The sequence below is a fragment of the Pseudoalteromonas sp. SG43-4 genome (genome assembly GCF_014164325.1).
In the GTDB taxonomy this organism is placed as follows: domain Bacteria; phylum Pseudomonadota; class Gammaproteobacteria; order Enterobacterales; family Alteromonadaceae; genus Pseudoalteromonas; species Pseudoalteromonas distincta.
The window spans coordinates 214,005-237,605 of sequence record NZ_JACJFB010000002.1; the positions used below are offsets into that span (position 1 = coordinate 214,005).

Sequence of the window (23,601 nt, forward strand, 5' to 3'; positions counted from 1 at the left end):
ATGAGCCAGGATGAAAATATAGTATGGCACACGCAAACGGTGTCACGAGAACAAAAGCAAGGTCATAAAGGACATAAGCCGGTTTTGCTTTGGTATACGGGATTAAGTGGCTCAGGTAAATCGACTATTGCTAATGCGGTGGAATCAAAATTATTTGAATTAGGTTGTCATACTTATTTGTTAGATGGTGACAATGTTCGTATGGGTCTAAATAAAGGGCTCACATTTAGCGATGAAGACCGTATTGAAAATATTCGTCGTATTAGTGAAGTTGCTAAGTTATTTGTTGATGCTGGCTTAATAGTGTCGACAGCATTTATTTCTCCATTTGCTACAGATCGTGCCCAGGCTCGCAGTATTATGGCCAACGGTGAGTTTATTGAGGTGTTTATTGATACTCCAATAGAAGTATGCGAAAGCCGCGATCCTAAAGGTTTGTATAAAAAAGCGAGAGCTGGCGAAATACCTAACTTTACGGGGATTAGCTCTGCTTTTGATGTACCAATATCACCAGAGTTACATGTAAAAACAGCACAGCAAAGTATTGAACAAAGTGTTGAGCAAATTATTCAGTATTTAAAAGAAAAAGAAGTTATAAAATTATAGGTATTCAGATTTTGATACCTGAATAATTTAAAGATTAACCGCTTAGTTAAGCAAAGTACTTTGTTTTCTGACTTTGAGACTATTATGAAATACGATGTTTTTAATGGTGATGCTGATGGTATTATCGCATTACTTCAGTTACAACTCGCTAATCCGACAGACACAGTTAAAGTAACTGGGGTTAAGCGTGATATTCAGTTACTAAAAAAAGTAACACCACAATCAGGCGACTGTATTCGTGTGCTTGATATTTCAATGGAAAAAAATATGCCAGCTCTTCATGATGCTTTAACGGCTGGCGCTAAAGTTATGTATGTTGACCATCACAAAGCAGGTGACATTCCTAATCACGCAAATTTATTTCCTCATATAGATCTGGATGCAAATATGTGCACCAGTTTAATTGTGAGTGATTTACTTAATAATCAATTCCACCTGTGGGCAATTACTGCTGCATATGGTGATAATTTATTTGCAAAGGCTGATGCTGAAGCTGATAAGTTAAAACTGACTGAATTACAAAAATCGCAGCTAAAAGCATTTGGTACGTATATTAATTATAATGGTTATGGGAGTGAAGTTGCTGATTTACATTTTTCTCCAGAAGATCTTTACGAGCAACTTTTGCAATATAAATCGCCGCTTGATGCCATAAACGATGAAAACTCTGCTTACTATACTTTAGAGCGTGCATATAAAGTTGATATGAAAAAAGCTGCAGGGGCCAAAGTTCTGCATGATTGTGATACTGCCAAAGTTATTTTATTAGATGATGAGCCTTGGGCGCGTCGTGTTAGTGGTGTATTAGGTAATGATTTAGCTAACCAAGCTCCGACTAAAGCGCATGGTGTTGTTACAAGCAATAATAAGGGAAGTTACACTGTTAGCGTACGCGCTCCGCTTAGTAATAAGCAGGGGGCTGTTGATATATGTAGTAAGTTTGCAACAGGTGGTGGGCGAGCGGCTGCTGCTGGAATTAATGAGCTGCCTGAGTCGCAACTTTCAAATTTTATAACTGAACTAGTAGGTTACTATAAGTAATGTATTTAGATGAGTTCTAAATCTTATCTATTAAGTGAACACTCATAAAATAAGTAATAGCTATCACAACAGAGAAGACAAGGAGAAGTAATAATTATTCGTAGGCGACAAGCTTGCTGGCGCAATCATATAACTTATAACTTCTCGGCGTAGCAGCTCGGTGCTGTAGATGATAAAATTATTTTTAAGTGAATACTCATAAAATCAAAATGATTAATACTATTAATATTAAGGGAATAAAATGAAAGTTGCCGTAGTAGGTACGGGCTATGTAGGCCTTTCTAATGCTATGTTGTTAGCACAGCATAATGAAGTTGTTGCATTAGATATAGACGAACACAAAATTGCGCTTTTAAATAATAAAAAGTCACCAATAGTTGATACTGAAATTAGTGAGTTTTTAACACGTAGTGATTTAAATTTTACAGCAACTACCGACAAAGTAGCTGCCTATAAAAATGCTGATTTTGTAATTATTGCTACACCAACCGATTACGATGTTGAAAATAACTACTTTAATACAAGCTCTGTAGAGGCTGTAATTAAAGATGCGATAGCGCATAACCCAAATGCAGTTATGGTGATTAAGTCGACTATACCGGTTGGTTTTACGCAAAATATTAAAGAGACGTTGGGTATTAGTAACTTAATATTTTCGCCAGAGTTTTTACGTGAAGGTAAAGCACTACACGATAACTTATACCCCTCGCGTATTGTTGTAGGTGAGCAAAGTGAGCGCGCAAGTGTGTTTGCTAACTTACTTAAGCAAGGTGCTATCAAAGAAAATATTGAAGTACTTTTTACTGACTCAACAGAAGCCGAAGCTATTAAGTTGTTCTCAAACACTTATTTAGCTATGCGTGTGGCTTACTTTAATGAGCTTGATAGCTACGCTGAAGCGCATGGCTTAAACTCAAAGCAAATTATACAGGGTGTTAGTTTAGACCCACGTATTGGTGATCATTACAATAACCCATCATTTGGCTACGGTGGCTACTGCTTACCAAAAGATACAAAGCAATTACGTGCAAACTATGCAAATGTACCAAACAATATTATTGGTGCGATTGTTGATGCTAATACGACACGTAAAGACTTTATTGCGGACTCAATAATTAAGCGTAGCCCTAAAGTGGTTGGTGTATATCGTTTAGTAATGAAAACAGGGTCTGATAACTTTAGAGCTTCTGCTATTCAAGGCATTATGAAGCGCATTAAAGCTAAAGGTATTGAAGTAGTCGTTTACGAACCAGTACTTGAAGAAAATGAGTTTTATCACTCACGTGTTATTAAAGACTTAAATGAATTCAAGCAAATATCTGACGTTGTAGTATCTAACCGTATGGTTGAAGAGCTCAGTGATATTGCTGACAAAGTTTATACACGCGATTTGTTTGGTAGTGATTAATAAACAAAGTTTAAAGGCTAAAGGCAAAGGCTAAAAGTTAAAGACTAAAGGTTAAAGGCTAAAGTATAAGTCAAAAACTAAGGTAAATTTATATTAGGGGGCGTTGTGCAGTTTGAGGACTTATATGTATGGCAACGCTCTGCCGATTTAGCTTGTAAAGTTTTTATTTACTTTAAGGCAAGTAAGCAATTTGGTTTAAAAGATCAAATTACACGATCTGCATTATCAATTTCATCAAATATTGCAGAGGGTTATGAGAGAAAGACAGCTAAAGATTACTGCCGTTTTCTCTCTTACTCTAAAGGTAGCTGTGGTGAGCTTCGTTCACAAATATATATTGCCTTAAAAATTGGTGAAGTTGATACAAAAACAGCAGAAACCTGGATAGAAGAGTCTAGGCAGTTATCAAAAATGATATCTGCTCTGATGAAAACTATTGAAACGTGGGATTAGGCTTTTAGTCTTCAACTTTCAACTTTCAACTTTCAACTTTCAACTTTATCAGCTTAAAGATTAGGTAATTATGAAATATTTAGTAACGGGTGCTGCTGGTTTTATTGGCGCGGCAACATGTCAAAAATTGTTAGCGGCTGGCCATGTAGTAGTCGGTATTGATAACCTTAACGACTATTACGATGTAAATTTAAAACTAGCTCGTTTAGCGCTGTTTGAAAGCCATGAAGCATTTACATTTATTAAGCTTGATATAAGTGAACGCCCAGCAATGAGCGAGTTATTTAAAACACAGCAGTTTGATAAAGTAATACATTTAGCGGCGCAAGCCGGTGTTAGGTATTCAATAGAAAACCCTGATGCTTATGCAGACTCTAACTTAGTAGGGCATTTAAATGTGCTTGAAGGATGTCGTAATACTAAAGTTAAGCACTTGGTTTATGCTTCATCTAGCTCTGTATATGGCTTAAACGAAAAAACACCGTTTGAAACAACCGACAGTGTTGATCACCCTGTGTCGTTTTATGCTGCTACTAAAAAAGCGAATGAGCTAATGGCGCATAGCTATTCTCATTTATATAGCTTACCTACAACAGGCTTACGCTTTTTTACCGTTTATGGCCCATGGGGTCGCCCAGATATGGCACCGTATATTTTTACTAAAAAAATACTTGCCGGCGACACTATTGATATAAATAACAACGGCGATATGTGGCGTGACTTTACTTACATAGATGACATTGTAGAAGGTGTTGTTCGTGCTGCCGATGTTATACCTGTTGCAAACCCAGATTGGAAAGTTGAAACAGGTTCACCTGCTTCTAGCTCTGCTCCGTATGCGGTTTATAATATTGGTCACGGTAGCCCAATAAACCTAATGAAGTTTATTGAAGCCATTGAAGCTGAACTAGGTACTGAAGCTAAAAAGAACTTCCGTGAAATGCAAGCCGGCGATGTATATAAGACTTATGCTGATACTACAGATTTATTTAATGCAACAGGCTATAAAGCGCAAGTTGGTGTTAAGCAAGGCGTAAGTGAACTTATCAAGTGGTATAAAAGCTTTTATAAATAAAGGTTACAATTTGTAAGTTATTTAAAAACACTGTTTTCAATTTGAGGCAGTGTTTTTTATTGGCTTAAATAAAGTTAGGTTAGATGAGCGCGAAATAAATTCGCACCTACAGGGTGCATATATCGTAGGTGAGGTTTTACACCTCGCTTTTGGTCAGGTTAAGTTACATTACCGCGAAATAAATTCGCACCTACAGGGTATTAAAAATTAGCAAATACACCTAACCTAGCAAACGTTTCCCCGTATACATCCTTTCCTTGATACAGCTCAGCTCCCCAACTTTTAGCGCCCATTATTGGTTTACTCAACTTGCGTGTGTACGCTGTTTGCAGCTCGTAACTTGTTTTATAACCATCACGTTTATTTTCAAGCATACGAATAGTGGTATTTAAGCTTTCTATTTTACTTAATTGCCAATGCCAATTTACGCTCATAGATTTAGCTGGTGTGTAATCGGTGTAGTCGTGCTCATCACCTAGCCAGTGGCCAATAACATTACCTGAATTACGATTACCATCTAGGTACAGTCGATTGCTATAAAAGCTTTGTTGTAAGTTACTATGCTCGAAGCGTAAACTGTGATTGTTAGCAATAAAGGGCAAGTAAATACCAAAACTATATGCATTATTACGAGAGCCACCTAGGGAATCTTCAAGCGCAACTTCACCATAAAACTCGAACGGTAGTGCATAAATACTATTGTTATAGGCAAATGTTATTGATCCTAATTGATCGCCAAGCTCAAAATTTTCTCCAAGCTCATCAGCATCATTACGACCAACATTGTCTTTGCTGCCAGGGCTAAAAAATCCCTCAGTAAAATCTTTAATTGTCACGCTTCGTGGGCCTCCACCAAACTGCATTAAACGGCTTAAGCCTATTGTTAAATTATTGGTTGCTGCAAAGCTAGTGTGTAAGCCAAATAAGTAAGGCTTACCTGGCTCATATACATTAGCGACTCCTGTTTGTCTTCCTTCTTTTAAAATTCCGCTTTGCTCTGTCATTTTACTGATAAACATATCGTAACGAATATTAAAGCTGGTTATTGGCTCTACATTACTAAGCGTTATAGAAGGGGTTGTTTTGGCTTGTGTGCTTAATAGCATGGCACTGTCGTTAAATGGTGAGTACCAATGCTCTCGGTAGCCTACATCTAGTTGCGCATACTTATTACCAAGGTAAAAAAAGCTTTGTGTAGGTAATATTTCGTCTTCGTTGGCTATGCCTGCAACACTTACACCAAAATAACGGCCAAAGTTAGCATAAGCGCCACCTTCAACTATTAGGTTTGTTTTAGTGGTTTGGCCGCGTTGGTTCGGCAGTGTTTTATCTTTTGTGCCAGCAGCAAGCGTTACTTTTGCAAATGACCCCGCATCGCTTTGAATATAAGGGCTAAGTTGGTACGAAAGTGTTTGATATAACTCTGGATAAGTATGCCTTACTGTTTGCAGCACTCTATAAATATCGTGAGCTTTATAGGGCTTGCTCATAATATGTGTGTTTTTACTCACGGCTAAAAGTCGTTGTACTTGGTGCTCAAGTTCTGGGGCTTGATTTAAAGGTAAATAAGGTGACACGCCACCTTTAGCAACAGCATTTGTACTGATTGCCATCCCGATAAACAGTGATATTTTTTTGAGCATAATTATTCCGTTAGCAAAAAGTTCTTTAAGTAAAAACGTTAACGCGAGGTTAGCAATAAACGCCTAAGTAAGGAAGAAAAAAGCGATATATTAGTGGGGATATATAGGAGTAAGCTATCATTCGCAGGTGATAGACTATCCGTTAAATTCGAGCGCATTCTTGCATGTAGTGTTTTGCTATAAAGCAGGCGGTGAACGCATTTAATAAGTTATACCTACAAAAAATAGATTTATAAGTTATTTATTCACAAAGAGGTTAAGAGGGCGCTGCGCTTTAGAGAAGTAAAAATACATAATTACTTGTGTGATTCATAGAGATCGTTTCAATATACTATGACGCTATGAACAAAGAAATTAAACAACGTTTAAAGTGGATTGAGCTTTACGAAAAAACTAATAATGCGGGCCTAGTTTGTCGTCGGTGTGGAATTTCTAGGCCCACTCTTCGAAAGTGGTATAAGCGATACAAAGAGAAGGGACTAGACGGCCTACAGGACGTTTCTAGACGACCGCACAGCTCCCCAAACACTAAAATTAATAATCGAATTGAAGAGTGGATTCTTAAACTCAGAAAAAATAGAAAACTTGGTGCCAGAAGAATTTAAAATGAGCTTCTTCGCGAGCATAATTTTCAGCTATCGCTTGCTTCAATTCACAAAGTGCTGACCAAACATGAGGTAAAACCAATAGTTTTTCAGCGGAAGAAAAAAGACTTCATTCGATACCAAAGACCTATTCCTGGTGACCGAGTTCAGATGGATACATGTAAAATTGCACCAGGGATTTATCAATATACTGCTGTTGATGATTGCTCTAGATATCGCGTGTTGGACTTTTTTAAGCGTAGAACGGCAGCCAATACTCTTACCTTCATCGATAAGGTAATAGAAGAAATGCCATTCCCGATACAGCGAGTTCAAACTGATCGCGGAACGGAGTTTTTTGCTGAAAAAGTACAGCTCAAATTGATGGAGCATGGCATTAAATTTCGCCCCAATAAGCCAGGCTCTCCTCACTTAAATGGCAAAGTTGAAAGGGCACAAAGAACTGATAAGGAAGAGTTTTATTCGACCGTTAATTTGGATTTGGACGAACTCAAAAATGAAACGTTACCTGAGTGGCAGCATTACTACAATTGGCAACGCGCTCACGGCTCATTCAAAGGTAAAACTCCAATGGATGTTGTATGTGAACGGCTTGAAAAAACACCGCTTTGGGAAGACGTTCACGCTAACTACGAAACTGAAAATGAACGCATTCAGTTATCGAATTATCAGCGTGATCTTCAACTACGAAAAGTGAAATGATGTCTATGAATCACACAAATTACTATTGTTTTAATGTTTTCTCATTTACTCCTCTTTTGCTTCTCTTTGTGCAATAGGGTTTTAAGTAATTTATTCACAACAAAGAGGCTAAGAGGGCGCTTCGCTTTAGAGAAGTAAAAATACATAATTACTATTGTTTTAATGTCTTCTCATTTACTCCTCTTTTGCTTCTCTTTGTGCGATAAGGTTTTAAGTAATTTATTCACAAAGAGGTTAAGAGGGCGCTGCGCTTTAGAGAAGTAAAAATACATAATTACTATTATTTTAATGCCTTCTCATTTACTCCTCTTTTACTTCTCTTTGTGCAATAAGGTTTTAAGTAATTTATTCACAAAGAGGTTAAGAGGGCGCTGCGCTTTAGAGAAGTAAAAATACATAATTACTATTATTTTAATGTATTCTCATTTACTTCTCTTTGTGCAATAGGGTTTTAAGTAATTTATTCACAAAGAGGTTAAGAGGGCGCTGCACTTTAGTGAAGGCAAAAGTAGGTAATATAAATGTTTAAAATTGCGTTTTTACGTGAGTAAGAGCGGCGCTTACCGGTAAGGTTTTATACCTCACTTTAAAGCCCTAATAAACAAAAAAAACCCGATGGTGCATAGTACCACCGGGGCTTTTTAATTGTTTTGATAAACCTAAACTTTAAATTCGTCTACAGACAAGCGAAGCTCTTCAGCAAGTTTTGCTACTTCTGAACTTGAGATATTAGTTTGATTTGCGCCTTCGGCTGTTTGCTCTGCGATGGCTACAATCGACTCAAGGCGTTCGCTAATTTCTTGTGCTACTTGTTGTTGCTCAAGTGCGGCAGTCGAAATTTCTTCACTTACGTCGTGGGCTTGCGAAACCGCAAATGTAATCGAATCAAGTGCGCTACTTGCTAGGTCGGTTTGCTCAACACACGATACCGCACGTTGCTTACCTTTGCTCATTGCCGTTACGGCAGCTTCAGCGCCTGTTTGTAGCGATTCAATCATTGATTGTATCTCTTGGGTTGACTCTTGAGTTTTACTTGCTAGAGAGCGTACTTCGTCAGCTACAACAGCAAAGCCTCGGCCATATTCGCCTGCACGTGCAGCTTCAATTGCGGCATTTAGTGCAAGTAGGTTAGTTTGATCCGCTATTCCGCGTATTACATCTAAAATGCTGCCTATTGATGCGCTATCTTGATGCAGTTTATTAATGACTTGTGAGGCGTCGTCTACTTCACGTGCTAGCTGTTCAATCGTTGCTTTATTGTTATTCGAAATACCTTTAACGCGTTCAGCTTCTTTATCAGCATTTTTAATTTCGCTAAGCGCTTGTTGAGCGCTGTTACTAACTGTTTGCGATGTACTGCTCATTTCGGTTGTTGCAGTAGCTGCTTGTTCAACTTGTGCTTGTTGGTTACGAATTGCTTGGCTTGATTCTGAGGTAATGGCCGATGTTTGCTCTGATGCTGCTGCAAGCTGAGTAGAGCGCGAAATAATACCTTTAATTAGGCTGCGTAGGCTGTCAATTAGTGTATTACAACTTTTAGATAGTTCGCCAAACTCGTCTTGAGCACTGTCGTCTAAACGTTGTGTCATGTCGCCACTGGCAACAATATCTAAAATGCGATTAACTTCGGCAAGTGGTTTAGTAATGCGGCTAACAGTAATAATGGCAATCACAATTGCTAAAAGAGTGGCTATAACCATGCCAACCCACGTCCATAAATTAGCTGAGTCAACGTCGCTGCGCACACCTTGCTGTAATTTAAACGCAACGTCACTCGCTTGATTAACTAGTTCGTCAATTTGGTTAAGTGCCATTTTGGTGGCTTGTTCTGACTGTGCAAGCTCTGATTGCGTAAGCGTGATCGAATCAATTAAACGTTTTTTGTTTGCTGCTAAGCTGTTACTGCCCTTTATGTTATTTTCTAAAATATCAACATATTCTTTTAGGCTTGAATATAAGTCGCTATGCGTTTGCTCTATTGCTGGCTTAATTAAATCAACGGTGCGTACTACTTCTTCAAGGTAATACGTTTGCTCGTTTTTAACAATATCGAGAGTGTTAAGCGTTTTAACAGTTAGCATGTCGGTGCTGTTACTAACTACCGACATAAAGTTGTTTTCTAAATTATTTGCAGCTTGATAAGCGCGAGGGTGGTTTTGTTCAAATCCGTCAATGTCGATAATGTCGAGTACAACAGAGTTAGCATCTTCTGCACTTAGTTCTATGTTTTCTAATTGTGCTTTTAATGCTTTATTTAATGCTAGTTGCTTGCCTTTATCTGCTAATAAATTTTCAACGGTGCTTAAAAAGCTTAAATAGGTTTTTTCTACGTTTTGGCTGCTTTGATTAAGTGCAGCATCGTTTTTTACTACATCTTGAAGCTCACGGTGCAGCGTGTTGAATTGCTGTTTTTGCTCAAGGACTTGTGCTTTTATTGGTGCAAGCTCATTGGCTGATGTAGTGTAAAAGCTCGCTTGTGCGGCTTTACTCATTAAAATAAATTCGGCTTGTAGCTCAGAGCTTTTATTTAATGCTGGGAGTGATAGTTGGTTCACTTTTTGAGTGGAACGGTCAATATTTGCAATTTTTATTAAGGAATTACCACCAATTATTAATAATAATAGTGTGATAAATATAAAACCACCCCAAATACGCTGGCTTACTGTCAGGTTCATAAGATTTCCACTCAAAAAGTACTTCAATTAAGACTTATCGGCGTTTGTACCAATAAGTTAAGTAATTAAAATCAATTACTTTAATTAATTTTAACTATTAATTGATAAATCTAACAGATGTATTGTTTTTTTTCAGTTTATTTAGACGAAAGGTGGGAATTTTCTACAATTACTTTTTTAGTACTCAGCTCCATTAGGCTCATGGTGTTACCCCATACGCAGCCTGTATCTAGGGCGTGAACCCTTGGATTACCTGTTCTACCTTCAAGTGCGGCCCAGTGGCCAAAAATAATATCGTGTTTAGATTTAGCTATATTGGGGTGGTTAAACCAAGGAGTGAGAGTTTCGCTGTCGGTTATTGCACCCTTTGCATTAAGCTCGAGTTTGTTATCACTTGTTAAAAAACGCATGCGGGTAAAGTAATTAACTATGTATCTAAACTTTGCAAAGTCATCAAGGGTGTTAGACCACCTAGCGGGGTGAGCCTGGTACATGTGTTCAAAAAACGCTTTTGCGTTACTTGATTGATAACAGCTTTGTGCAAATTGAGCTTGTTTTAGCGCATCTTCAACAGACCAATCGGGATTTAACCCCGCGTGAGATATAAAGCAGTTATGTTTTTTAAGCTCTAAAGCCAAAGGCTGGGTTTGTAAAAAAGCGATGTAGTTAGCCAATTTAGGGCTTTCAAATATTGAGTTTAATTTATCTTTTGGATTAGTGGGTTTGTTAAGAAAGTAGCAGGCAACCATGTGAAGGTCGTGATTGCCTAAAGTAATGGTCATGCTATTTTGATGTTGGTAAATATAGTCTAAGCAGGCTAGGGAGTCTGGCCCGCGAGCAACTATGTCGCCAACTAAATATAGGTGATCTTTACTTGGGTTAAAATCAACCCGTTGTAAAAGGGTGTTAAATTCACTAAAACACCCTTGTAAATCACCTATCGCATAATCTGCCATCTAAGTGCTTAATGCAAAATGTTAGGGCAAGCCAAACGAAACACATTAATAGGCGCCTGAAACTCAGAGCCAAACTCGTTGCGTAACGTGTAATGGCCTTGCATAGTGCCTACAGGTGTATCTAAAATTGCACCGCTGGTGTATTTATAGCTTTCGCCTGGGCCAATATCTGGCATTTCGCCAACAACGCCTTCGCCTTCAACTTCTACTTGTTTGCCATTTGCATCGGTAATTAACCAATAGCGGCTCAGTAATTTTGCACTGCATAAACTATGGTTTTTAATTGTTACCGAGTAAGCAAATACGTATTTTTCAAGCTCCGGTTGAGATTGGCCTTCTACGTAAAATGTTTCTACAGATACCTTTACAGGCGATCCAATGTTACTGCTTGTTGTCATAAATCCAGTTAGCTATATCAATAAATTGTTGTAAAGATAAGCGCTCAGCACGCAGCGTTATATCAATGCCAATGCTAGTTAGTTCTTCTGCGGTAAGTAAGTTACCTAAACTATTTCGTAGCGTTTTACGGCGCTGGTTAAATGCTTCTAAACACACGGTGTTTAAAATTTTAACGCTTTTTGCTGTACGTTGCTCTGGCTTTTTAGGTATTAAACGAATAACAGCAGAGTCAACTTTTGGCGCTGGTTTAAAGCACTCAGGTGGTACTTCAACAACCGGCATTGCATTACAGTAGTATTGAGTCATTACGCTTAAGCGACCAAATGTTTTACTACCTGGGCCTGCTACCATGCGTTTTACTACTTCTTTTTGAAGCATAAAGTGCATGTGCTCAATATGATCTGAAAATTCAAAAAGGTGAAACAATAACGGTGTCGAAATATTGTAAGGTAAGTTACCAAACACTTTTAATTTTTTGTCATCGCGAACCAAGCTTGCAAAGTCAAACGTCATTGCATCGCCTTGGTTAACGGTTAATTTAGGACCCAAAAATGGATGTTCAATTAATCGTTGTGCTAAGTCTTTATCTAATTCAACAACCGTTAAATGGCCGCTTAAGTCGGCTACTGGCTCAGTAATTGCGCCAAGGCCGGGGCCAATTTCTACTAAGTTGTCTTCTGGTTTAGGATCAATCGCAGAGACTATTTTATCTATGATAGATTCATCAAATAAAAAGTTTTGCCCAAAACGCTTACGAGCGCGGTGTCCTAAATGTACTTTATCGGTCATTGATTTTGTGCTTTTTCTTGGGCGAGCTTAATTGCTTCGCGGATCGCTAATTCAAAACTGCCAACGTCAGCTGTACCAGTCCCTGCTAAATCGAGAGCAGTACCGTGGTCAACTGAGGTGCGGATAAATGGTAAGCCAAGGGTAATATTTACCGATTTACCAAATCCTTTGTATTTTAGCACAGGTAATCCCTGATCGTGATACATAGCAAGTACTGCATCTGCTTCAGATAGGTATTTATGTTGAAATAAGGTATCGGCCGGTAGTGGGCCAATTAAATTCATCCCTTCGCTTCTAAGTATTTCAAGCGTTGGGGTGATTGTTTCTATTTCTTCACGGCCTAAATGGCCATCTTCACCTGCATGTGGGTTTAAGCCACACACTAAAATACGTGGTTTTTCTATCCCAAACTTAGTTTGTAAGTCGTGATTTAAAATACCCGCTACTTTAGTTAAGCGCTCAGGAGTAATGGCACGCGATACATACGCAAGTGGAATATGCGTGGTTACAAGTGCAACGCGTAAACCTTCAGTTGCAAGCATCATAACTACATCTGCAGTATTTGATTGCTGCGCAAAATACTCAGTGTGTCCGCTAAATGAAATGCCCGCTTTGTTAATAATGCCTTTGTGAACAGGGCCCGTAACAACCGCATCGAACGTGCCATCCATGTTTTTTTCACTTGCTATACGCAAGGTATCTAACACGTATTGGCCGTTACCGTCATTTAGTACGCCAAGCTCTACATCCGCACCTAAATCAACCTGATGAATATACAAACTGCCTGCAGGTGCTGCTATGGCGGGGGCATTATCATCAAATTCAATTAAGTTTATTGTTAAGCCTAAATGCTTTGCACGCTCTTTTAATAGTTTGCCATCAGCAATCGCTATTAGTTGAGCGTCCCACGCTTGCTGAGCAAGCGTGAGTAGCAGATCTGGGCCAATACCGGCTGGTTCACCCGGTGTAATAGCAATTCTTAGAGTCATATTTATTGGTCTATAGGGAAAATTTCAACGTGAGCTTGCTCGCGCATTTCTTGCTGCCAGTTAAAACTTTCTTCCTTAAATTTACGGTTAAACAACATGCCATGAGCACGGTTACGTTTAGCTAGTTCAGTTTTATCAGCTACACGTTTGCCAAGTAACTGCACAATATGCCAACCAAACTGTGTTCTAAACGGTTCGCTTATTTCATTTTCTTTAAGAGAAAGTAATGTATCTTTAAACGCAGGTACGTAGGTAGTTGGATCTGTCCAATCGTACTCGCCACCTTTAAGTGCAGAGCCTGGATCTTCTGAGTACTCTTTAGCAAGTTCACCAAAGTCGGCTGTTCCTGCACGTAAGTCTTTTGCAAAGCCTGCAAGCATTGAGCGTGCTTTTTCTTCACTTAAAATAATTGAAGGTTTAATAAGTATATGGCGTGAACGTACTTCAGTTGTTTCTACAACTTGTAGACCACGAACGTCTTGTACTTTAATGATATGAAAACCAGCACCAGAGCGAAGTGGGCCAACAATAGCGCCTTTCTTTTGGCCTTTTACTGCTTCAGCAAAAAGCGATGGCATTTCGTTAATGCCCATGTAACCAAGTTGCCCACCTTCAAGTGCTTTTGAGCCGCTTGATGATGAAATAGCAATACGCTTAAATTCTTGGCCATCGTTTAATAGCTCAATAACTTTATCTGCACGTGTTTTTGCATCAGCAATTTCGTCAGCTGTCGCATCGTTAGGGATATCTATTAAAATATGACCAATGTCGTACTCTTCAGCACTTTGACCTTGGGTTTCCATAATTTTTAGAAGGTTATCAACTTCTTGTTCGCTAATATAAATACGACGATCAACGCTTGCACGTGTTACTTGCTGCGTTGTGATTTCTTTACGAATTTCTTCACGGTAAGCTTGAAAGCTTTCGCCCGAACCTTCGATAGTGCGGCGTAAGTCGGCGATTGTTCCGCCTTGCTCTTTTGCCATGTTAGCGAGAGTTTGATCGAGTTGGCTGTCTGAGATTTGTAACCCCATACGCTCAGCCATTTGCATCATAAGCGCTTGATTAACTAAACGCTCTACAGCTTGTACACGAAGTGTTTCATCTTTTGGTAATTGCTGGCCTTGTTCTTGTGCTTGCTTTTTAACACGATCAATTATGGTGTCTACTTCGCTTTTTAAAATTACGCCTTGGTTTACAACGCCAATAACTTTATCTATTTCTACTGGTGCAGCCATTACACTTTGACAAAGGCTGGCACTTAAAACTGCTGATGTTAATAATTTTTTTAAATTCATATTCTTTTTACTACTCTTGCTGATAGTACTCTAGTTACTAAGAAAATACGGTCTACGATAGCCAAAAATACCTTGTTGTAATAATTTTTGTGCATCATAACGGCTTTTACTGCCAAGTCCTTTTAATACAAAATTCAAACTAATACCTGAATCAAAAGTTGCTTGTTCTTGTCCTATTGACTGATTTAAATCAGTTTCAATTTGGCGATGGCCAGTAATTTGGATAGCCCAACAGCATGATTCATACTGTAATCCGCTCAATACTTCGATACTTCTGTTGTTTTCAAGATCTCGATGATAGCTCGCAATAAATTGCCATTCGTCGCTAATAGGAATACTTGTAAATACACCTGCTTGCTCGATTGTATTTCCTGAGACATCATTTGCATAGCGATGGTTCAATTGTACTAGCTGATTATTATCACCTTTATAATCAAGCGTTACATTTGACTGTACCATTTGCTTGCCATCTGTATCATATTGAATACCTCCAGCGAGGTACCAACGGCGGTGCCAATGTAACATGGTTTGAGCTGCAAATAGTGCATTATAATTAGTGTCTGAGTTTAAGCCTTGCTCTGTTGGCTTAGCATCGTCACTTAAATAAAATATTTGGCCCGCACTAAAGTTAAACACTTCTTCTTGTTTTTTATCAAATAAGCGCGTTGTAGCACCTAAAGTAAACTGATTAGCAGCTGCTATACGGTCAACACCCGAAAAGCGCACGTCTCTAAATAAACCGTAATAATCATCTTGCAGTTTGGTTGTATCAAACAAGCCAATGTCTGACTGATCTTTATTAGGTGTATATAAATACTGAATTTGTGGCTCTAGTGTTTGTATACCATCTTCAAAAAAGTAAGATGCGTCACGCTCAAAATTAAGCTGAGAGTACAAACGTACTTTTGGGATAGTACGCGATACGGTATCGCTGTATTGCGTGCCGGTTAAGTTTCCGCTTTGCTTATAATTAGTTTGTAATAAGCTTACTTCAGATAAAAATGACCACGCATGCGTAGCGTAGTTGTAGCGTGCTTTTGGCTCTACGTGTACACGAGTTGCGCTGTCTATGGCCACTTCTGATGAATCATTAGTAAAATGGCTAATCTCGCCCGACACACTAAAGTCAAAATTATCAAAACGCCAAGGCGCTGTTTGCGTAAAATTAACTTGTGGTATTGCAGTGTATGACTCTAAGTGATCGCCGAGTACTTCAAAGTTTTGCACTTTAATATCGGTTCGCCATGTATCACCTAAATGGGTAAGTGAACCAGTACGATACAATTGAGTATCGGTTTTACTTGCGTAGTTTGAAGTTAAGTCGGTGATGTAGTTATCATCGCTCACATTGGTTACATCAACGTTTGCGCGCCAGTTTTCACCTAGGTAGCTTTGCTGTTGCCAATGAAACATGTAGCGTTCATTCAAATCAGGCTCAGAATCATCACTATCTAAGTATTCAATCCCTACTAAGCCTTCGTGTTGCTCTGTTAGGTATCTAAACTCTGTCTGTAATTGCAGCCCTTTGTTAGACATATAACGAGGCGTAATAGTGGCATCAAAATTAGGTGCAATATTTAAATAATACGGCGTAATTGTTTCAAGGCCGTATTTGTCAGAGCTTGAAATGGTCGGGGTAAGTAGGCCCGATTTACGGCGTTCATCTAGCGGGAATGTAAAATAAGGTAAATATAGAACTGGTGTATCTAAAATACGCAATACGGCGTTATATGTTTCGCCCCAGCCTTCTTCGCGTGAAAGGTTTATTTCGTCAGCTTCAATTTCCCATGCTGGGGTGTCACTTGGGCAAGTAGTAAAGCTTGCATTCATGAGTAATAGGCCAGACTGATTAACAGTGAGCTTTTCAGCGCCGCCTTTACCTTGTTGTTCGGTTAGGCTGTAGTCGGCGCCTAACAAACTGACTTCTGAATTATTTAAATCGGCATTTAATCCGGTGCTGTTTACTTTACTTACGTAGTCTTGATAAGTAATTGGCCCCGTTGCATTTAATAAACCACGCTGTTTGTCTATCAACGCAGTTTGTGCGGACAAACTCATCTTAAGGGTGTTAATATCAACATTGCCGGTAAATTCAGCGCTTTGAGTGCCAAGTAGCTCAACATCATCAGCTTGGATATCAACTTCACCAAGGTTAAGGCCTTCAAGTGGTTGCCAAGCTCTGGTTTGCATTGAAATGCCACAAAGGTTGTGTGCCAGTTCAGTTTCGGCAAGCGATGGTGCGCTAACTACGCTTAGCATCAATATGCCCCAGGTTTTGCTCATTTATCGACCTTAATACTTTGTGTTTAATATAATATACACATAATAAAGGAAAATAATGGCAATTACAGTAATTGACCTATAAAAATAGATATCTAATAAAATGACACGCTTTGAGAATTTACAACAATTTATAAACACACACCTTAATGCCAAGTCGCATACTTTAAACGCGATCACGGGGGATGCTAGCTTTCGCCGTTATTATCGTTTAAATCACGATAATAAACATCTAATAGTGATGGACTCAGATCCAAAAAAAGTGAATAACGAACCTTACATTTTGCTAAACCAGGTGTTTGTTGAGCAAGGTTTTTTACTTCCCACTATTATTGCAAGTGATGAGAAACAGGGCTTTTTTATCCTCAGTGATTTAGGCAGTACGCACCTAGCTGACATGCTTGATGATGCAAACCGCACCGAGCATTACCAAGCATTAATTAGTTTAAGTGCTCAGTGGGCAAAAACGCCCACAGCTTCTGCTATGCAAGCGTATAACGAAGATTTTATAAAGCTAGAGCTTGATATATTTAGCCAGTGGTTAGTAAGCCACTTTATTAATGAGCCACTCAGTGCCGAACAAAAAATAATGTGGCAAGCAAGTTCAGAGCTATTAATAAAGGCGATGCTTGAGCAACCTACGGTTACCGTTCATCGTGATTACCATAGCCGTAATATTATGAATAGTGACGGCCAGTGGGCCATTATAGATTATCAAGATGCTGTACGCGGGCCGCTTTGCTACGATTTAGTATCGCTACTGCGCGATTGCTACTTTAAATTGCCAGAGCAAGAATTAACAAGTTTACTTGATTTTGCTTATCAAGAATTTACAGCTCAAAATTTACTGACTAACACTTCATTCGATGAGTTTAAATATTGGTTTGATTTAACCGGATTACAGCGCCACTTAAAGGCTGCGGGTATATTTTGTCGATTGTATTTACGCGATGGTAAAACAGGTTATTTAGATAATATTTTACCGACGCTTGATTACATTATGGAAGTGGCAGCAAATTACCCAGAGCTTAAAGCATTGAGTGAGTGGACAAAAAATACCATAGTGCCAAAAGTGACTGAAAAGTTGGCAAAGGAGCGCTCATGAAAGCAATGATTTTAGCTGCAGGGCGTGGGCAAAGAATGATGCCGCTAACGCAAAATATGCCAAAGCCAATGTTAAAAGTGGCAGAAAAACCACTTATTGAGCACCATATAAATAACCTTAAAGCAGCCGGCATCACCGATATTGTAATAAACCTTGCGTGGCAGGGTGATAAAATAAAAGACTACTTTAAAGATGGCAGTCAATTTGGCGTAAATATACTTTATAGCCAAGAAGTTGAAGGTGGCCTTGAAACGGCCGGCGGTATTATTGAAGCGTTACCGCTGTTGGGCGACTCGTTCATTGTAATAAATGGCGATGTATACACCGACTATGATGTAAGTGCGCTAATGCAACTTCATTTACAACCCGGTGAGGCGCACATAGTGCTTATAGAAAACCCGCCACACAACCCAGATGGCGACTTTGCATTGAGCCATTTGCCGGGCGAGAGTCAAAAATATACCTTTTCGGGGATTGGCCGGTATCAGGCTGATTTTTTTAAAGGATTAACGCAAGGTATTCGCCCTTTAGGGCCTATTTTACGTGAAAAGCTAAATGAACATTTAGTCTCTACTGAGCTCTATATAGGGCAGTGGGATGACATTGGTACACCAGAGCGTTTAAACCAATTAAACACGCGCCTTGAGGCGTAATAACTCAATTTTTAAGAAGGCAGTATTATAGATGTGGGGAAAAATTCTCGGTTTTTGTTTTGGCTTTATGTTTGGCAAAATATTTGGTGCTATTTTAGGTTTATACCTAGGACATTTATTTGATAAAAGCTTAAAAAATAACTTTGATAAAGCAGGCGGCTTTTCTAGCTTATTTAGTGGTGACGATGTTAACGAGCGCCAAGCTTTATTCTTTTCAAGCTGCTTTGCTGTCATGGGGCACATTGCCAAGTCGAATGGCCGAGTGAGCGAAATACACATAAAAGCGGCTAACTTGTTCATGGATGAAATGGGCTTAAAGGGGGAAGAGCGCCGCGAAGCACAACATGCATTTCAGTCAGGTAAAGAGAGCGACTTTTCACTTAAAGAAACAGTACATGATTTTAAAGAACGCTTTGCTAAACGAAACGATCTAATACAGTTGTTTTTAGAAATACAAATTCAAATGGCGTTTTCTGACGGGGTATTAGCCGAACAAGAAAAGCAATTATTAGCAGAAGTAAGTAAACAGCTAGGCATTTCTAAAACACACTTTGCATTTGTATTAAAACGTTATCAAGCTGAGTTTAACTTTAGAAAGCAACAACAGCGCTTTAATCAACAGCAACAAAGCCAAGGTCAAAGTAGTAGTTACCGTGAGGGTTCTGGCCATCATGTACCGCCAAATAATAATATGAACCGTGCGCAAGCATTGGCGTTATTAGGCTTAAATAGCGATGCAACGCAGCGTGATATAAAAGTAGCGTACCGCAAACTTATGTCGCAACATCATCCAGATAAATTAGTATCGCAAGGCTTACCAAAGCACATGATGGAACTGGCTGTTAAAAAGAGCCAAGATATTCAAGCCGCTTATGAGTATTTAAAAAAGTCGGCGTAAAAACCCGTCTATTTCTTTTGTTAGGCGTGCGTGTTGATCGGGTTGATCGCGCAGGCCAAACAATTGGCGTTGGCGGTAATCAAATTTTGCATTTCGGTTAACCCAGCGCTGACGATTTTTAAGGCTCATTAAAATGTCTGTGCTGTCATTTGCATAGTAAATATCAAGCAAGGCGGGTGTAACAAGTGACGCTGTTTGGCTCAAATTTTCGTTACGTTTAGTATTAGGTAAGTAACTGCTTAAACTTATAAACGCATCCAATCTTTCATCTGGAAAATCTGCATAGTACTCCAACAACACACCCGCACTTGTACCTTGTGCAATAACCACTATATTACTCGAATCTTCCATAGCGGTTTGATACAGCGCATTAAACCGAGAAATGAGATTTATTTTATAGTTATCAAGTATGTCGTCAGTTACTTTTTCAATTGCATTAACATAATGAGGTTCTTCTTTTATTTTTGCAGGCTGCGGTTGTGCGTTTGTTGCTGTGTCGGGTGATGCAGGTTCATCGGCTTTACTAAGCGCTGAATCTGCTTCATTAGGCGTAGCTTTGGCCATTTTACTTGCTTGCCAGTCAATGTCGGGCACTGTCATTGCGTAGGTGCTGTAGCCTAAATTATTGAGCTCTTTGCGCAAGTAGCTCATACCTGAATTATTGGTAGGTGAAGAGTGCCAATCGGGTATAAGTATTACGATACCTCTAAAATTACTACTCATATATTCGCTGTAAAGGCTTAAAAATTCTGTTTCACCCGCTAATATTGGCTTTATTTCATCACTTGGAAGTAGTCGCTCAATATCGCTATTTTCAATACTTGATAAACTAGGTGGGGCAATATGTTCAGCCGCGTAGGCGGGGTTAGCTAAAAGTAGCGCACAGCTGAGCTGTATATAAAAAGCCCTTTTTAAAAACCGTGAAAATAGCATAACGCACCTAACTAATGACAATTAGTTAGGTATCGGCAAGGTTATCTAAAAGTTTAATAATTTACGAAGTGTTTGCGCCGGTTAAAACTCTAATTCGGCTTCAAAAGTAAGTACTTGCTCAGTTTTAGGGTGCTTTAACTTCAGCATTTGTGCATGTAATTGTAAGCGAGGAGCAGCAGCAAGCGCCTCTTTATGGGCGTAAAGCCTGTCACCTAAGATAGGATGACCCAGGCTTAACATATGCACACGTAGTTGATGCGAGCGACCAGTGATGGGGGTTAGCTCTACACGGGTTGCATTTTCTTCACGCTCAAGTATTTTAAAATGCGTAAGTGAAGGTTTACCTCTGTCGTGATCAACCATTTGTTTAGGGCGATTAGGCCAATCACAAATAAGGGGTAAATCTACTGATCCTGTTTCAGCCTCAAGGTGTCCGTATATACGTGCGATATAACGTTTCGCTGTTTCGCGCTCTTGAAACTGCATACTTAAATGTCTGTGCGCTGCTTTATTCATGGCAAGGCACAGTATGCCAGAAGTCGCCATATCTAAGCGGTGCACTATTCTCGCTGTTGGAAAAACACGATTAACACGATTAATTAAGCTGTCGGCATGTTTAGGATCTTTACCTGGGACAGTTAATAACTCACTTGGTTTATTAACTATCAGTAAATCGTCATCCTGAAAAAGTATCGTTAAATACGGACTCATAGGGGGATTGTAGTTAACTAACACGGCCGACCTTAGTAATTTTGAAGGGCGCTATTTTAGTAGAGCAAGCCAACAGGCTCAAGTAAAAGTTTGGCTATATTGTTTTAGTTAGGGCGTGTTGAACGTTGGTGGTTGAATTTGCAGTAGTATGTTTGGTTTTTAGGCAAGGCAGAGCCTATGTAGTGTGGTTATTCCCCATAATTAGGCGATAACGCAGCATAAATGCCAAACATGCTCTGCCCTTTGGGTTCTTTCTAGGGGCGATTAACTCTTTGTTGCTCGATTTTTACTTAGCCCACTAGGTTACAAACCTCGCGCCGCGATTAAATCGCCCCTAGATTGAACAAATTTCAATCCACAAAGCTCAACACGCCCTAGTATATCCAAACTTAGGCTCCTTTAAAGCGCTTTTATAACTTAATTTCTTCGGGTGTTAATAATCGATATTCACCACTAGCCAAGTTTTCATCTAGGGTAATCCCCGCAATCTGCTCGCGATGTAACTCAACCACTTTGTTATCTACCGCGTAAAGCATACGCTTAACTTGATGATACTTACCTTCACTTATTGATAAACGCAGTCCGTAATTAGCAAGTCGCTCGGCAATAGCTGGGCGGGTTAAATCTTTTTCGTTATGCAGCATGACACCTGTACGTAATTGCTCAAGTGCTTCATCGGTAATCGGCTCTTGAGTTTCTACTAGGTAGGTTTTAAATTTATTGCTTTTAGGCGACGTAATTTTATGTGACCAATCGCCATCATTAGTAATAATAACTAACCCTGTGGTATCTATATCAAGGCGGCCTGCCACGTGAAAGTCGCTCATATTTGGCTCATCAAGTAAGTCAAAAACAGTTTTATGAAGCTCGTCACTGTTGGCACATACATAGCCAACAGGTTTATTTAGCATGTAATAGCGCTTACCTAAAAATACCAAAGGCGTACCTTGGTGCAGTACTTCATCTTGCTGGGCTAGCTGAAAATTATGTGATGTGATTACTTCGCCATTAACGCTTACTTCTTTTCGCTTAATACTGGCGCGAGCTTGCGTGCGCGGTATTTCAGCTAAGTGGCTAATAAATTTATCTAAGCGGCAAGGGAATTTCATTTTGGTTCACATTTTTAGTCGGCTACAATGGGCGCGATTATAGCCGATAGTGAAATACCATGACAGTGCACAGCACACAAATTTTAAGCCTTTACCAAGCAAAAATAGACACGGGAGAACTGTGTTTTGATGCAGCGCAGCAAAATGCGGTGGAAGCTTTAAATACGCTAAGCGAGCAACTTCAAGCTCACACATCATGGTGGCAAAAAGCGCCCTTAATAAAAGGCATTTATTTATATGGACCCGTAGGGCGCGGTAAATCCATGTTAATGGATTTATTTTATAAAAACCTACCTATTGAGCAAAAGCAGCGACTGCATTTTCATCATTTTATAGCACAAGTGCATACCCAACTTTCGCAGCTACAAGGTCAAAAAAATCCACTCATTCTAATTGCAAAACAATGGGCTAAAAATATTCGAGTACTGTGTTTTGACGAGTTTTTTGTGAGCGACATTGGCGATGCCATGATTATGGCCAGATTGTTCAATGCGTTGTTTGAACAAGGTGTTGTGCTGGTGGCCACATCGAATGCAAAGCCAGAGCAGCTTTATTACAACGGCCTGCAACGGACGCGATTTTTACCTACTATCGATTTAATTAATAACCATTGCCATATAATTAACGTAGCAGGGGAGGACGATCACCGCTTTAGATATGGTAAAAACAGCCGTCACTATTTTATTAATTTACCTAAACGCGATTTTCAAAATGAGTTTTTAGCTTCGTATCCGGCTGTAACATGCAGCAATACAATTACTGTGCATTGGCGCGATTTACATTATTTATTAAGAGCCGATAATGCCTTGATGATTGATTTTATGGCGCTATGCTCCGGCCCGCGTAGTGCTAACGATTATATGTTTTTAGCAACGCAATTTGATGTGTTATACGTATCGAACGTGCCGCAAATGGGTGTTAAAGCAACGGGTAAAGTTATTGTTCACGGTATAGAAGATAGCTACCAACGCGAAAAACAAACGCTTGATGAGCACACATTTGACGACGAAGCACGGCGCTTCATTGCCTTAGTCGATGAATTTTACGATTGCCATAAATTGCTGGTAATAAATGCGCAAACCGACATTGAACATTTGTATAAAGGTAAAAAGTTGAGCTTTGAATATGCGCGCACGCAATCACGCATAGTCGAAATGCAAAATTGGTAACGCTTTAATATATATTGTAAACGAGCTTGCTCACGCGAAAAGCGCAGCGCCTTCTCAACCTCTTTGTGAATAAATCACTTAAGATCTTATTGCACAAAGAGAAG

The 23,601-nt window shown here is 39.3% G+C and carries 20 protein-coding genes and 1 pseudogene; 10 read left to right on the forward strand and 11 right to left on the reverse strand.

The annotated features are described in order from the left end of the window. The 5 genes from cysC (at window position 1) to H5160_RS02970 (ending at window position 4,583) form a co-directional block, all read left to right on the forward strand. Entirely contained in the window at window positions 1–606 is a 606-nt protein-coding gene (gene cysC, locus H5160_RS02950) for an adenylyl-sulfate kinase (RefSeq protein ID WP_024596724.1), read from the forward strand. A gap of 84 nt (window positions 607–690) precedes the next feature. Continuing rightward, window positions 691–1,647: a DHH family phosphoesterase gene (locus tag H5160_RS02955; protein WP_182736702.1), complete on the forward strand. Its 957-nt coding sequence runs from the start codon at window positions 691–693 to the stop codon at window positions 1,645–1,647. Between the two features lie 241 nt (window positions 1,648–1,888). Next, window positions 1,889–3,055 (forward strand): nucleotide sugar dehydrogenase, encoded by a 1,167-nt coding sequence (locus tag H5160_RS02960; protein WP_182736704.1) that lies wholly within the window; start codon window positions 1,889–1,891, stop codon window positions 3,053–3,055. Window positions 3,056–3,160: 105 nt separating this feature from the next. After that, complete coding sequence (locus H5160_RS02965; RefSeq protein WP_182736706.1) at window positions 3,161–3,508, forward strand: four helix bundle protein; 348 nt, start codon at window positions 3,161–3,163, stop codon at window positions 3,506–3,508. Between the two features lie 70 nt (window positions 3,509–3,578). Further along, window positions 3,579–4,583: an NAD-dependent epimerase gene (locus H5160_RS02970; protein WP_182736708.1), complete on the forward strand. Its 1,005-nt coding sequence runs from the start codon at window positions 3,579–3,581 to the stop codon at window positions 4,581–4,583. Window positions 4,584–4,783: 200 nt separating this feature from the next. Here H5160_RS02970 and H5160_RS02975 read toward each other — a convergent pair whose 3' ends face one another. Next, window positions 4,784–6,226, reverse strand: coding sequence for a capsule assembly Wzi family protein (locus H5160_RS02975; RefSeq protein ID WP_182736710.1), 1,443 nt, complete (start codon window positions 6,224–6,226; stop codon window positions 4,784–4,786). Window positions 6,227–6,567: 341 nt separating this feature from the next. On the opposite strand from H5160_RS02975, the pseudogene H5160_RS02980 reads away from it, so the two are divergent. Further along, window positions 6,568–7,533 (forward strand): annotated as a pseudogene (locus tag H5160_RS02980) (IS481 family transposase). 659 nt (window positions 7,534–8,192) lie between these two features. Here the strand turns inward: H5160_RS02980 and H5160_RS02985 are convergent. The 7 genes from H5160_RS02985 to lptD form a co-directional block, all read right to left on the reverse strand. Next, window positions 8,193–10,208 carry a methyl-accepting chemotaxis protein gene (locus H5160_RS02985; RefSeq protein ID WP_182736712.1) on the reverse strand — a complete coding sequence of 672 codons (2,016 nt, stop codon included), beginning with the start codon at window positions 10,206–10,208 and terminating at the stop codon, window positions 8,193–8,195. Window positions 10,209–10,345: 137 nt separating this feature from the next. Further along, window positions 10,346–11,164: a symmetrical bis(5'-nucleosyl)-tetraphosphatase gene (locus H5160_RS02990; protein ID WP_182694752.1), complete on the reverse strand. Its 819-nt coding sequence runs from the start codon at window positions 11,162–11,164 to the stop codon at window positions 10,346–10,348. Window positions 11,165–11,172: 8 nt separating this feature from the next. Beyond that, complete coding sequence (gene apaG / locus H5160_RS02995) at window positions 11,173–11,562, reverse strand: Co2+/Mg2+ efflux protein ApaG (protein ID WP_002960839.1); 390 nt, start codon at window positions 11,560–11,562, stop codon at window positions 11,173–11,175. After that, entirely contained in the window at window positions 11,546–12,352 is an 807-nt protein-coding gene (gene rsmA, locus H5160_RS03000; protein ID WP_002960838.1) for a 16S rRNA (adenine(1518)-N(6)/adenine(1519)-N(6))-dimethyltransferase RsmA, read from the reverse strand. Before rsmA ends, apaG begins: the two co-directional genes overlap by 17 nt. Further along, complete coding sequence (gene pdxA, locus H5160_RS03005) at window positions 12,349–13,341, reverse strand: 4-hydroxythreonine-4-phosphate dehydrogenase PdxA (protein WP_024589800.1); 993 nt, start codon at window positions 13,339–13,341, stop codon at window positions 12,349–12,351. The genes rsmA and pdxA overlap by 4 nt, the downstream gene beginning before the upstream one ends. A 2-nt stretch (window positions 13,342–13,343) precedes the next feature. Next, window positions 13,344–14,639 (reverse strand): peptidylprolyl isomerase SurA, encoded by a 1,296-nt coding sequence (surA, locus tag H5160_RS03010; protein ID WP_002960833.1) that lies wholly within the window; start codon window positions 14,637–14,639, stop codon window positions 13,344–13,346. Window positions 14,640–14,669: 30 nt separating this feature from the next. Then, window positions 14,670–16,922 (reverse strand): LPS assembly protein LptD, encoded by a 2,253-nt coding sequence (gene lptD, locus H5160_RS03015; RefSeq protein ID WP_039485527.1) that lies wholly within the window; start codon window positions 16,920–16,922, stop codon window positions 14,670–14,672. A gap of 100 nt (window positions 16,923–17,022) precedes the next feature. Between lptD and H5160_RS03020 the strand changes: the two genes are divergently transcribed. The 3 genes from H5160_RS03020 to djlA are packed head-to-tail and all read left to right on the forward strand — an operon-like array spanning window position 17,023 to window position 19,575. Further along, entirely contained in the window at window positions 17,023–18,024 is a 1,002-nt protein-coding gene (locus H5160_RS03020; protein WP_182736714.1) for an aminoglycoside phosphotransferase family protein, read from the forward strand. Beyond that, window positions 18,021–18,677: an N-acetylmuramate alpha-1-phosphate uridylyltransferase MurU gene (gene murU / locus H5160_RS03025; protein ID WP_182736262.1), complete on the forward strand. Its 657-nt coding sequence runs from the start codon at window positions 18,021–18,023 to the stop codon at window positions 18,675–18,677. Before H5160_RS03020 ends, murU begins: the two co-directional genes overlap by 4 nt. Before the next feature lie 31 nt (window positions 18,678–18,708). After that, entirely contained in the window at window positions 18,709–19,575 is an 867-nt protein-coding gene (gene djlA / locus H5160_RS03030) for a co-chaperone DjlA (RefSeq protein WP_182736261.1), read from the forward strand. Here the strand turns inward: djlA and H5160_RS03035 are convergent. From H5160_RS03035 to rsuA, 3 genes are all read right to left on the reverse strand, one after another. Continuing rightward, complete coding sequence (locus tag H5160_RS03035; protein WP_182736716.1) at window positions 19,558–20,508, reverse strand: DUF3530 family protein; 951 nt, start codon at window positions 20,506–20,508, stop codon at window positions 19,558–19,560. The two genes, djlA and H5160_RS03035, sit on opposite strands and share 18 nt — an antisense overlap. 81 nt (window positions 20,509–20,589) lie before the next feature. Then, the gene (rluA, locus tag H5160_RS03040; protein ID WP_182736718.1) at window positions 20,590–21,243 is read right to left on the reverse strand and encodes a bifunctional tRNA pseudouridine(32) synthase/23S rRNA pseudouridine(746) synthase RluA; all 654 of its coding nucleotides are present in this window, start codon (window positions 21,241–21,243) and stop codon (window positions 20,590–20,592) included. A gap of 386 nt (window positions 21,244–21,629) precedes the next feature. Then, window positions 21,630–22,328, reverse strand: coding sequence for a 16S rRNA pseudouridine(516) synthase RsuA (gene rsuA, locus H5160_RS03045; protein WP_138488517.1), 699 nt, complete (start codon window positions 22,326–22,328; stop codon window positions 21,630–21,632). A 59-nt stretch (window positions 22,329–22,387) separates the two neighbouring features. Here rsuA and zapE point away from each other — a divergent pair, with 59 nt between their 5' ends. Continuing rightward, window positions 22,388–23,497 carry a cell division protein ZapE gene (zapE, locus tag H5160_RS03050; RefSeq protein ID WP_182736720.1) on the forward strand — a complete coding sequence of 370 codons (1,110 nt, stop codon included), beginning with the start codon at window positions 22,388–22,390 and terminating at the stop codon, window positions 23,495–23,497. The last annotated feature ends 104 nt before the right edge of the window (window positions 23,498–23,601 follow it).